General features: G+C 75.5%; 1 protein-coding gene (only partly in view). It reads right to left on the reverse strand.

The genetic code is table 11. The features are described from left to right. On the reverse strand, nt 1–13466 hold the end of the coding sequence (locus tag OOK41_RS24860; protein ID WP_266266895.1) for a type I polyketide synthase. It continues 16477 nt past the right edge of the window; only the last 13466 of its 29943 coding nucleotides appear in the window; its start codon lies off the right edge, out of view — the gene reads right to left on this strand; the stop codon is at nt 1–3.

The raw sequence follows: 13466 nt of genomic DNA on the forward strand, positions 1-13466 counted from the left end.
TCAGCGCGTCTCGCCGAAAGGCACCTCACCTCCGGGGCCGCCGAGTTCGCGCCGGATGAAGTCGAAGATCTCGGCGTCCGTCGCATCGTCGAGGGTCTGGGCGACGGGCTTCTCCTCGGCCGGCGCCCGGTCGTCGCCCCACCGGGCTACGAACGCCTGGAGCTGGACCAGCAGCTTCTGCCGGGTCAGCCGGTCCGGCGCGTCAGCCGCGAAGACGGCGTCGAGGCGCTCCAGCTCGGCCAGCAGCGGCGCGGCCGTCGCGGTGCCGTCGTCGACGAGCTGGTCGCGCAGGTGCCGGGCCAGCGCCATCGGCGTCGGGTAGTCGAACACGACGCTGGGGGGCAGTTGCACCCCGCTGGCGGCGCGGAGCCGGTTGCGTAGCTCCACGGCCGTCATCGAGTCGAACCCGACCTCCCGGAACGCGCGGTCGGGTTCCAGCCCCCCGCCGTCGGCGTGGCCCAGCACGCTGGACGCCTGCGCGCACACCAGGTCGACGAGGATCACCTCGCGCTCCCCCGCGCCGAGCGGGCGCAGCCGCTCCCGCAGCGCCGCCGCCGCCTCGTCGTCCGCCGGCTGGCGGACGTCGTCGGCGGGCAACGCCTCGCGCGCCTCGGGGATCTCGGTCAGCAGCGGGCACGGGCGCATGGCGGCGAACGTCGGCACGAACCGTTCCCAGCGCACGTCCGCCACCACGACGGTCGCCTCGTCGCGGACCGCCCGGGCGAGGGCCTCGACGGCCAGCTCCGGCGGCAGGCCGGGCAGCCCACGCCGACGAAGCTGCTCCAGCTCCGGCGACGCCGGGTCGTCCTGCCACGGCCCCCACGCCACGTCGGTGGCCGGCAGCCCGCCGTGCCGGCGGTTCGCGGCGAGGGCGTGCAGCAGCGCGTCGCCGGCCGCCTGGCCGGCCCGGCCGCCCGAGCCCCACACCCCCGAGGTGGAGGTGCACAGGACGAAGGCGTCGACCGGCCGGTGGGCCAGCTCGTCGGCGTACCGGGGGATGTCGCCCACGGTCGCGACGAGGTCCGCGGCCAGGGCCGCGACGGTGAGTTCGGCCAGCGGCACCGACCCGGTCTCCGCCGGGACGTGCACCAGCCCGGTGACCGGCCGGCTCTCGGCGGCGAGCTGCTCCATCAGGTCGGTGAGCTTGCCGGCCGCCGGCTCCTCCAGCGGCAGCACCTCGGCGCCCTGCCGGGCGAGCCACGCGCCGGCGTGCCGGGCCAGTTCGCCCGCCCCGCCGGTGAGCACGACGGTCCCGTGCGGGGTGTAGCCCCGACCGGTGTCCGCGGGCCGGGTGGTGTCCCGCACGAGGCGCCGGGTGTGCACCTCGGTGCCCCGGACCGCGAGCTGGTCCTCCCCCTCGACGTTGGTGAGCGCGGTGGCCAGCGCCGCGTACGCCGCCTCGTCCGGGCTGCCGGGCAGGTCCACGACGCCCCCGAGGTGCCTCGGGTGTTCGAGCGCCGCGACCAGGCCGAGACCCCAGGTGGTCGCCTGCGTGGGCCGCGCGACCGGCTCGTCGTCGACGGCGACGGCGCCGGTGGTGGCCAGCCACAGCGGCACGGCCGGGCCGGGCCGCAGGGTGTGCGCCTGCACCAGCAGCAGGTTCGCCGCGAGGCCGGTCGGCAGGGCGGTCTGCTCGGGGTGCGGGGCGTCGTCCAGCGCCAGCAGGGACAGCAGCCCCGTCGGCCCGTGCTCCGCGCCGAGCCGGTCGAGGTCGGCGGCCAGGGCGTCGCGGGTGACCGTGGCCGGGTCGACCGGCAGCACGTGCACGGTCGCCCCGGCGGCGGTGAGCGCGGCGACGATCCCGCCCGGGTCCTGCTGCCGTGGGGTCACCACCAGCCAGGTGCCCGGGTTGCCGACGGTCATCGGCCGCCGCCGCCAGGTGACCCGGTACCGCCACCCGTCGAGGGTGCCGTCCCGGTGCTGGCGTCGCCGCCACGAGTCGAGTTCCGGCAGCACCTGGCGCAGCGGCTGGTCCGGGTCGATGCCGAGCCGGCCGAGGTCGCCGTCGGTGACCGCCCGCCAGAACTCGTCGTCCACCGGGTCGGCGGCCGGGGCCGGGGCCACGGTCAGCGTCGGCCAGTAGCGCTGCGGCTGGAACGCGTACGTGGGCAGGTCGGGCAGGTCGCGGGGGGTCGGGCGGGGCCCGGCCAGCGGGTCGAGCACCGCCGACCAGTCCACGTCCCGCCCGCTGGCGTGCAGCGCGGCGAGGGCGGCGAGCAGCGCGGCCGGCTCGTCCGCGCCGGCCCGCAGCGCCGCCACGGCCGTCCCGTCGGAGTCGGTGGGGAGCAGGCCGGCGGTGAGCGCGGTCAGCACGCCCTGCGGGCCGAGTTCCAGGAACGTGTCCGCCCCGGCGGCGCGCAGGGCGCTGACCCCGTCGGCGAACCGGACCGCCTCCCGCACGTGCCGCACCCAGTACTCGGGCGTGCGCAGTTCGTCGCCCTCGGCCAGCGCGCCGGTCAGGTTCGACACCACCGGCAGGATCGGTGCGGCGAACGTCAGCCCGGCCAGCACGGCACGGAACTCGGCGAGCATCGGCTCCATCAGCGGACTGTGGAACGCGTGACTCACCGTCAGCCGGCGGGTACGAACGCCCCGGTCCCGCCACGCCCGCTCGATCTCGTCGAGGGCGTCGACCGCCCCGGAGACGACGACCGAGGTGGGGCCGTTGACGGCCGCGACACCGACCCGGTCGGTGAACCCGTCCAGCGTCGGCAGCACCTCCGCCTCCGACGCGTTGACCGCGAGCATCCCGCCGCCGGCCGGCAACGCCTGCATCAACCGACCCCGCGCCGCCACCAGGGCACACGCGTCGGCCAGGGACAGCACCCCGGCCACGTGGGCGGCCGTGATCTCGCCGATCGAGTGGCCGGCCACCTGGCCGGGGACCACGCCGAACGACTCGACCAGCCGGAACAGCGCCACCTCGACGGCGAACAGCCCGGCCTGGGTGAACACGGTCTGGTCCAACAGGCCCGCCTCGGCGGTGCCCTCCTCGGCGAACAGCACCGGCTTCAGCGGCTGCGGCAGCAACGCGTCCAGGTGCCTGCACACCTCGTCCAGCGCCGCCGCGAACGCCCCGAACGTGGCGTACAGGTCCCGGCCCATGCCGGCGCGCTGGGCGCCCTGGCCGGAGAAGAGGACGGCGAGGCCGCCGGAGCGGCGCCGGGCCGTGGTGAGCGCGGGATGCGGCTCGCCGGCGGCCAGCGCCCGCAGCGCCGCCGACCGGGTCGGCCCGTCGGCCGCGCCCACGACCGCGCGGTGGCCGAGGTGGGCCCGTCCCGCCGCGAGGCCCCAGGCGATCCGGGCGGGGTCGCCCGTACCGGCCGCCACCAGGTCGGCCAGCCGGCCGGCCTGGCCGCGCAGCCCGGCCAGGTCCGCCCCGGAGAGCAGCCACGGCAGGGGCGTCGGGTCGGCCGAACGGCCAGCCTGGTCGCGCAGCCCGGTGGGGTCCGCCGACCGGCCCGCGGCCGACTCCGGGTCGACCCGGTGCCCGTCCGTCGCGGCGGGGTCGGTCGACCGGTCCGGGTCGGTGGCCGGTTGCGGCGCGGGCGCCTCCTCGATGATGACGTGGGCGTTGGTGCCGCTGATCCCGAACGAGGAGACGCCGGCCCGGCGGGGCCGGTCCGTCCCGGTCCACGGCCGGGCCTCGGTGAGCAGCGCCAGCGCGCCCGACGACCAGTCCACGTGCGGGGTCGGCGCGTCGACGTGCAGCGTCGCCGGCAGCAGCTCGTGCTGGAGGGCGAGCACCATCTTGATCAGGCTGGCGGCGCCCGCCGCCGCCTGGGTGTGCCCGATGTTCGACTTGACCGAGCCCAGCCACAGCGGCCGGTCCGCCGGCCGCTGGTGCCCGTACGTGGCCAGCAGCGCCTGCGCCTCGATCGGGTCGCCGAGGGTGGTGCCGGTGCCGTGCGCCTCCACCGCGTCGACGTCGCCGGGCGTCAGGCCGGCGACGTCCAGCGCGTGCCGGATCACCCGCTGCTGCGCCGGCCCGTTCGGGGCGGTCAGGCCGTTGCTGGCGCCGTCCTGGTTGACCGCGCTGCCGCGCACCACGGCGAGGATCCGGTTACCGTCGCGCTGCGCGTCGGAGAGCCGTTGCAGCAGCAGAACGCCGACGCCCTCGCCCCAGCCGGTGCCGTCCGCGCCGGCGGCGAACGCCTTGACCCGGCCGTCCTCGGCGAGGCCGCGCTGCCGGGAGAACTCCAGGAACGCCCCCGGCGTCGACATCACCGTCACGCCGCCGGCCAGGGCCAGGTCGCACTCGCCGGAGCGCAACGCCTGGGCGGCCAGGTGCAGGGCGACCAGCGCCGACGAGCAGGCCGTGTCGACGGTGACCGCCGGCCCGTGCAGGCCGAACGAGTACGCCAGCCGGCCGGAGACCACCGAGGCGCCGTTGCCGGTGGCCTGGTAGCCCTCCACCTGGGACCGGGCGCCGAGCAGCAGGGTGGCGTAGTCCTGGCCGTTGGTGCCCATGAACACGCCGGTGGCGGTGCCGCGTACCCGCTGTGGGTCGATGCCGGCGGACTCGAACACCTCCCAGGTGGTGTGCAGCAGCAGCCGCTGCTGTGGGTCCATGGCCAGGGCCTCGCGCGGGTTGATGCCGAAGAACGCGGCGTCGAACCCGGCCACGTCGGCCAGGAAGCCGCCGCTGCGGGTGTAGCTGGTGCCGACCCGCTCGGGGTCGCTGTCGAACAGGGAGTCCAGGTCCCAGCCCCGGTCGGTGGGCATCGGCGTCACCGCGTCCGTCCCGTCGGCCAGCAGCCGCCACAGTTCCTGCGGGGAGGACACCCCGCCGGGGAAGCGGCAGGCCATCGACACGATCGCGATCGGCTCGTCGGCCGCCGGCCGGACCACGGTGCCGCCGGCCGCCGGGCCGTCGGCCGGGCCGTCGGCCGCGCCGGCCACCAGTCCGGTACGCAGGAAGCGGGCCAGTTCCAGCGCCGACGGGTGGTCGAAGACCACGGTCGACGGCAGGGTCAGCCCGGTGACCCGGCCGAGCCGGTCCCGTAGCTGCACAGCCGCGAGGGAGTCGAAGCCCAACTCCCGGAAGGCGCGGCCGGCCGGCACCTGGTCGGTGGAGCCGTGGCCGAGGACCGCCGCCGCCTCCGCCCGGACGAGGTCGACCAGCAGCGTTTCCTGGCCGTTCGCCGGCAGCCCGGCGAGCCGGGACCGCAGCGCGGTGGTGACGCCGGTGTCCTCGGGCTGCGGGTCCGGTTGTGCGGGGCCGGCCGGGGCGACCCGGTCGAAGAGGCCGCTCGGCCGGGCCGCGGTGAACGCGGCGACGAACCGGGACCAGTCCACGTCCGCGATCACCGGCGCCGCCTCCGGGGCGTTGACCCAGCGGCCCAGCGCCGCCACGGCGGCCTCGGGCGCGAGCGGGACGAAACCGCGTCGGCGCAGGCCCTCGGCGGTCTCCCCGGCCGCCATGCCGTCGGACGCCCACGGCCCGTAGGCGAGGGCGGTGGCGGGCAGCCCGGCGGCCCGGCGGGCGGCGACCAGCGTGTCGAGCAGGGCGTTGCCGGCGGCGTACCCGGCCTGCCCGCCGCCGCCCCAGACCCCGGCGACGGAGGAGAACACGACGAACGCGTCGAGGTCCCGGCCCCAGCAGGCGGTGTCCAGGTGCACGGCCCCGAGCACCTTGCCGGCCAGGGTCGCCGACAGCTCGCCGTCGGTCAGCCCGTACGCCGGGGTGGTGCCGCCGGACGCGCCGGCGGTGTGCACGACGGCGGTGAGTTCCGGCAGGCCGCCGACCAGCGCGGTGACGGCCTCGGCGTCGGCGACGTCGCAGGCGACCACCCGCACGGTGCCCAGGTCGGCGAGGTCGGCGACGAGCGCGGCGGCGCCGGGGGCGGCGGGGCCGCGCCGGGAGGCGAGCACCACCTCGGCGGCGCCGTTGGCCAGCAGCCACCGGGCGGTGTGCCGGCCCAGCGCGCCGGTGCCGCCGGTGACCAGCACCGTGCCCGACGGCCGCCAACCCGGCCCGGTGGGCGGGGCGGCGGGCACGAGGCGGCGGGCGAAGACGCCGTTGCGGCGTACCGCCACCTGGTCCAGGGTGCCGTCGGCGAGCACCGCGACGAGCGCGGCGCGGGTGCTGCGGTCGGCTCGGGCGGGCAGGTCCACCAGCCCGCCCCAGCGGTCGGGCTGCTCCAGGGCGACGGCCCGGCCGAGGCCCCAGGCGAGCCCCGCCCAGACGTCGCCGACCCGCTCCGCCGCCGAGACCGGCAGGGCGGCCCGGCTGAGCGCCCACACCCGGCCCGGCAGGCCCGTGTCGGTCAGCGCCTGGGTGAGGGTGAGCAGCGCCGCGGTTCCGGCGGGGACCCCGGGCGCGTGCGGCAGCGGCCGGTCCTGCCGGGGCAGGACGCACAGCACCCCCGCCCAGCCCTCGGCGCCGATCCGGCGCAGCCGCTCGGCCAGTTCGGTCCGGGTCTGGGTCGGTGGCACGGTCAGGGTGTCGACGTGGGCGCCGGCCTCGGTCAGCGTCTGCGCCACGCCCGCGTCGGCGCCGCCGCCGACGGTGACGACCAGCCACCGCCCGGACAGTCCGGTCGCCGGTGCCGGCCGGACCGGCTCCCAGCCGATCCGGTACGACCACCCGTCCAGCGCCGTGTCGCGGGTGCGCGCCCGGCGCCACTCGGAGAGCACCGGCAGGGCCGGGGTGATGGCGTCCACGGCCGCGTCGTCGCCGAGATGGGTGGCGAGGGCGGTGAGGTCGCCCCGTTCGACGGCGGTCCAGAAGTCGGCGTCGCCGCCGTCGGGGACGGTGTGCTGCCGGGCCGGGGCCTCGGGCCAGTACCGCTGGTGCTGGAACGCGTACGTGGGCAGGTCGACGCGCTGCGCGCCGGTGTCGGCGAACCACTGGGTCCAGGTCACCGGGACGCCGTGGACGTGCAGCTCGGCCAAGGCGGCGAGCAGCGCGTGGGCCTCGGGCCGGTCCCGGCGCTGGGCGGCGACGGCCAACACACCGTCGTCACCGGGCAGGACGTCGCCGGCCATCGCGGTCAGCACACTCTGCGGACCGACCTCCAGGAACGTGTCCACCCCAGCGGCATGCAGGGCCGTCACCCCGTCGGCGAACCGGACCGCCTCCCGCACATGCCGCACCCAGTAGTCGGCCGTGCGCAGCTCGTCGCCGTCAGCCAACGCCCCGGTCAGGTTCGACACCACCGGCAGGAGCGGGGCCGAGAACGTCAGCTCGGCCAGCACAGTACGGAACTCGGCGAGCATCGGCTCCATCAACGGACTGTGGAACGCATGACTCACCGTCAACCGGCGAGTCCGAACGCCCCGGCCCTGCCAGAGTTGCTCGACCTCGTCGAGGGCGTCGACCGCACCGGAGACCACCACGGACGACGGCCCGTTCACCGCCGCGACACCGACCCGGTCGGCCAGTCCGGCGATCGACTCGACCACCGCCGCCTCGTCCGCGGCCACGGCGAGCATTCCGCCGCCGGTCGGCAGCGCCTGCATCAGGCGACCACGGGCGGCAACAAGAGCGCACGCATCCGCCAGGGACAACACCCCGGCCACGTACGCGGCAGTGATCTCCCCGATCGAGTGCCCGCCCACGAAGTCCGGCACGATCCCGAACGACTCCACGAGGCGGAACAGCGCCACCTCGACGGCGAACAGACCCGCCTGGGTGAACACGGTCTGGTCGAGCAGGCCCGCCGCCTCGGACCCCGGTGCGGCGTTCAGCACCTCCCGGAGGGGGCGCGGCAGCCGACCGTCCAGTTCGGCGCACACCTCGTCCAGCGCGGCGGCGAACACGGGGAACGCCTCCGACAGCTCCCGACCCATGCCGGCGCGCTGCGCGCCCTGACCGGAGAACAGCAGCGCGAGCCGCCCCCGCCCGGTGGCGGCACCCGCGACGACCGCGCCGGAGGGCTCGCCCCGATCGAGGGCCCGAAGCGCGGACAGCAGGTCGTCCCGGTCGTTCGTCAGAAGGACGGCCCGCTGTTCCAGAGCGGGTCGGGTGGTGATCGACGACCAGGCCACGTCCACCGGACGCACAGCCGCATCGGCGGACAACCAGCGCACCCACCGGCCCGCCTGCCCCGCCAACGCACCATCCGTACGCGCCGACAACACCACCGGCACCACCGGCGGCACCACCCGACCAACAACCTCACCATCGATCACCGGGACAGGCGGCTGCTCGATGATCACATGCGCATTGGTACCGGAAATCCCGAACGACGACACCGCCGCCCGACGCGGCCGGTTCACCACCGGCCACGCCATCGCCTCCGTAGCCAGCGCCACCGCACCGGCCGACCAGTCGATGTGCGGCGACGGCTCATCCACATGCAGCGTCGCCGGCACCACACCATGCCGCATCGCCATGATCATCTTGATCACACCCGCCACCCCCGCCGCAGCCTGGGTATGCCCGATGTTCGACTTGATCGACCCCAGCCACAACGGCCGGTCCGCCGGCCGGTCCTGACCGTAGGTCGCCAGCAACGCCTGCGCCTCGATCGGGTCACCGAGGGTGGTGCCGGTGCCGTGCGCCTCCACCGCGTCCACGTCGGCCGTGGTCAGCCGGGCGTTGGCCAGGGCCTGCCGGATCACCCGCTGCTGCGACGGACCATTCGGCGCCGTCAAACCGTTCGACGCACCATCCTGATTGACGGCAGTGCCCCGCACCACCGCCAGAATGTTCCGCCCCTCCCGCTGCGCATCCGACAACCGCTGCACCAGCAACACACCGACGCCCTCGGACCAGCCCGTGCCATCCGCCGACGCCGCGAACGACCTGCACCGACCATCCTGCGACAGACCACGCTGCCGGGAGAACTCGATGAACGTCCCCGGCGTCGCCATCACCGTCACACCACCGGCCAACGCCAGATCACACTCACCAGAACGCAACGCCTGCGCCGCCAGATGCAACGCGACCAGCGACGACGAGCAGGCGGTGTCCACGGTGACCGCCGGACCCTCCAGGCCGAACGTGTACGCCACCCGACCCGACAGCACACTGCCCGACGTGCCGGTACCGACGTAACCCTCCACCTCGCCGGGCACGTCCATCAGCCGGGACGCGTAGTCGTGGTACATCACGCCCGCGAACACGCCGGTCCGGCTGCCCCGCACCCGCTGCGGGTCGATGCCGGCGGACTCGAACGTCTCCCAGGACGCCTCCAGCAGCAGCCGCTGCTGCGGGTCCATCGCCAGGGCCTCACGGGGCGAGATCCCGAAGAAGGCCGGGTCGAACTCCCCCGCGCCGTACAGGAAGCCGCCGTGCCGGGTGTACGACGTACCGCTGTTGTTCGGGTCCGGGTCGAACAGCGACTCCAGGTCCCAGCCCCGGTCGGCCGGGAACGCCCCGATCCCGTCCCCGCCTCCGGCCAGCAGCTCCCACAGTTGGTCGGGGCTTTCGACCCCGCCCGGGTACCGGCAGGCCATGCCCACGATCGCGATCGGCTCGTCGAGTCCGGCGACCGTGCTGGCGGTCGGCTGCGCCGTCGACTGGCGTACGCCGGCCAGCTCGGACCACAGGTGGTCGGCGAGCACGGCCGGGGTGGGGTAGTCGAACACCAGCGTCGAGGCCAACCGCAGCCCCGTCGCCGCGTTCAACCGGTTACGCAGGTCCACCGCCGTCAACGAGTCGAAGCCGAGTTCCCGGAACGCCCGCTCCGCCGGCACCGACTCCGCCCCACCATGACCAAGCACCTGCGCGACGAGCCCCCGGACGAGCAGGGCGACCTGGGCCCGGCCCTCGTCCTCGGTGAGCCCGGCGAGCCGTCCGGCCCAACCGTCGCCGCCCTGTCCCGCCTGCCGGCGCGTGGTGGTCGTGCCGACCAGCGCGCGCAGCATTGGCGGCACCACACCACCGGCGACCGCCGACCGCAGCGCCGGCACGTCGACCACTGCCGGCACCAACACCGGCCGGCCCACCGCCAGCGCAGCATCGAACAACTCAAGACCGGTCTCCGCGCTCATCGGCGGCAGACCCGACCGCGCCGAACGCGCCCGATCCACCTCACCAACCGACGCCGCCATCCCCGACGTGTCCCACATCCCCCACGCCAGCGACACCGCCGGCAGACCGGCCTGCCGCCGGTGCGCCGCCAGCGCGTCCAGGAACGCATTGCCCGCCGCATACGCCGCCTGACCGGGCGAACCCAACACCCCGGCAATGGACGAGAACAACACGAACAGGTCCAGATCCAGGCCCGCCGTCGCCTCATGCAGGAACCAACCCGCCGACACCTTGGGGGCCAACACCCCCGCCAACCGCTGCGCCGACAACCCCTCGACGACCCCGTCGTCGAGCACACCCGCCGTGTGCACCACACCCGCCAGCCGACCCGCCGAGGCAACCTCGGCGACCAGCGCGCTCACCTGCTCCCGGTCCGTCACGTCACACGCCACCACCCGGGCGGCGGCACCCAAACCGGCCAACCGCTCCACCAGCTCGACCGCGCCCACAGCGTCAGGACCCCGCCGCGACACCAGCACCAACGACCGCACCCCGTGCGCCCGGACGAGGTGCTCCGCGACGAGGGCACCCAAAGCGCCCGTACCCCCGGTCACCAGCACCGCGCCCTCACCCACCACGAGCGAGGAACCCGACGCCGACGCCCGCACCAGCCGCGGCACGAACACCCGACCAGCCCGGACGGCCACCTGACCGCCCGCAGCGGCGGCACCGGCGAGCGCGCTGAGCAGCGCGGGTTCCACGTCACCGTCGACATCCGCGAGGACGATCCGGCCCGGGTGCTCCGACTGCGCCGACCGCAGCAGACCCCACACCGCCGCACCCGCCAGATCCGTCACCTCGTCACCGTCCCGGGCCACCACCGCGCCCCGGGTCACCACCACCAGCCTCGAACCCGCCAGAGCATCCGCGGCCAGCCAGGACCGCACGACCGACAACACGTCGGACGTCACCGACCGGACCGACTCCGGCAGCAGGTCACCGGCCGGGCCGAGGACGGTACGGGTCGGCAGCACCAGTGCCGCCGGCGTCGCCGTGTCCGCCGCGACCGCGGCCAGGACCGCCGCCACGTCCGGGTACGTCACCAGCCCACTCCGGGCCGCCAGCTCATCGGCCAGCCCACCGTCACCGGTGAGCAGCGCCCAGTCGGCGACCTGTCCTGCCGGGGCGTTCTCCTCGGCCTGCCACGCGACCTCGAACAGCGACCGGGCGGCCGGGTTCGGGGCGGTCAGGCCGGTCATCTCCCGCAACACGAGCGAGTCCACCGACACCACCGCGGCACCCGACTCGTCCACCGCGACCAGCCGCACCCCGGAACCCTCGCGGCTCAACCGAACCCGCAACACCCGCGCCCCCGAGGCATGCACCTGCACACCCTCGAACGCAAACGGCACCCGGGGGCCGTCCGACTCCGCACCGGAAAGCAGCAGCCCGATCGGGTGCAGGGCGGCGTCCAGCAGCGCCGGGTGGACGCCGAACCGCGCAGCGTCGCCGGCCGCGTCGTCCGGCAGGGCCACCTCTGCGTACGCCGCACCGTCGGCCGTCCAGGCGCGTCGCAGTCCCTGGAACAGCGGCCCGTACGCCAGGCCGTGCCCAGCCAGGGCGGCGTACCAGTCGGTCAGGTCCACCTCGGACGCGCCGGCCGGCGGCCAGGCCCCGATGCCCGGCTCGTTGGGGAGGGCTGCTTCGAGCACACCGTCCGCGTGCCGGGTCCAGCCCGCCTCGGCGTCGTCGTCGCGGCGCGAGTAGACGGTCACGGTCCGCTCCGGGAAGCCGGCAGGCCCGTCGACCCGTACCTGGATCCGCACGCTTCCGGCGTCGGGGACCACCAGCGGGGCGGCCACGGTCAGCTCCCGCAGCCGGGAGAGGCCCACCTCGTCGCCGGCGCGTACCGCCAGTTCGACGAGGGCGGCGCCGGGGACGAGCGTCACGCCGGAGACCGCGTGGTCGGCGAGCCACGGATGGGTGTCCAGCGACAGCCGGCCAGTCAGCACCATCTCGTCGTCGCCGGCCAGGTCCACCGCCGCACCCAGCATCGGGTGCTCGGCGTCTCCCAGGCCGGCCCGGGAGACGTCGCCGGCCCTCGGGCGGCCGGCCGCCGGCCAGTACCGCTCCCGCTGGAACGCGTACGTGGGCAGGTCGACGCGCTGCGCGCCGGTGTCGGCGAACCACTGGGTCCAGGTCACCGGGACGCCGTGCACGTGCAGCTCGGCCAGGGCGGCGAGCAGCGCATGGGCCTCGGGCCGGTCCCGGCGCTGGGCGGCGACGGCCAACACACCGTCGTCACCGGGCAGGACGTCGCCGGCCATCGCGGTCAGCACACTCTGCGGCCCGACCTCCAGGAACGTGTCCACCCCGACCGCCCGCAGGGCGGTGATCCCGTCGGCGAACCGGACCGCCTCCCGGACGTGCCGCACCCAGTAGCCGGGCGTACGGATCTCGTCGCCGTCGGCCAACGCCCCGGTCAGGTTCGACACCACCGGCAGCAACGGCGCGGCAAACCTCAACCCCGCCAGCACGGTACGGAACTCGTCGAGCATCGGCTCCATCAACGGACTGTGGAACGCATGACTCACCGTCAACCGGCGAGTCCGCACCCCCCGGCCCCGCCAAAGCCGCTCCACCTCGTCGAGGCCGTCCACCGCACCGGAGACCACCACGGACGACGGACCGTTCACGGCCGCGACACCGACCCGGTCGGCCAGCCCCTCCAGCGTCGGCAGCACCTCCGCCTCCGACGCGTTGACCGCGAGCATCCCGCCACCTGCCGGCAACGCCTGCATCAACCGACCCCGCGCCGCCACCAGGGCACACGCGTCCGCCAGGGACAGCACCCCGGCCACATGCGCGGCCGTGATCTCCCCGATCGAGTGCCCACCCACGAAGTCCGGCACGATCCCGAACGACTCCACCAGCCGGAACAGCGCCACCTCGACGGCGAACAGCCCGGCCTGGGTGAACACCGTCTGGTCCAGCAGGCCAGCCTCTTCGGAGCCCGGTGAGCCGTTCAGCACCTCACGAAGCGGACGCGGCAGCAGCGGATCAAGCTGCCCGCACACCTCGTCGAGCGCGGCGGCGAACACGGGGAACGCCTCCGACAGCTCCCGGCCCATGCCGGCGCGCTGCGCGCCCTGACCGGAGAACATCAGGGCCAACTGACCGCGCTGGCCGGCGGCGCCGGTGACCACCACGCCGGAGGGGTCCCCGGCGGCGAGAGCGGCCAGCGCCGCGATCAGGTCGTCCCGGTCGGCGGCCGTGACCACGGCACGGTGCTCCAGGGCGGGTCGGGTGGTGATCGACGACCAGGCCACGTCCACCGGACGCACAGCCGCATCGGCGGACAACCAGCGCACCCACCGGCCCGCCTGCCCCGCCAACGCACCATCCGTACGCGCCGACAACACCACCGGCACCACCGGCGGCACCACCCGACCAACAACCTCACCCACAACCACCGGGACAGGCGGCTGCTCGATGACCACATGCGCATTGGTACCGGAAATCCCGAACGACGACACCGCCGCCC

The sequence above is a fragment of the Micromonospora sp. NBC_01655 genome (assembly GCF_026339755.1).
In the GTDB taxonomy this organism is placed as follows: Bacteria; Actinomycetota; Actinomycetes; order Mycobacteriales; family Micromonosporaceae; genus Micromonospora.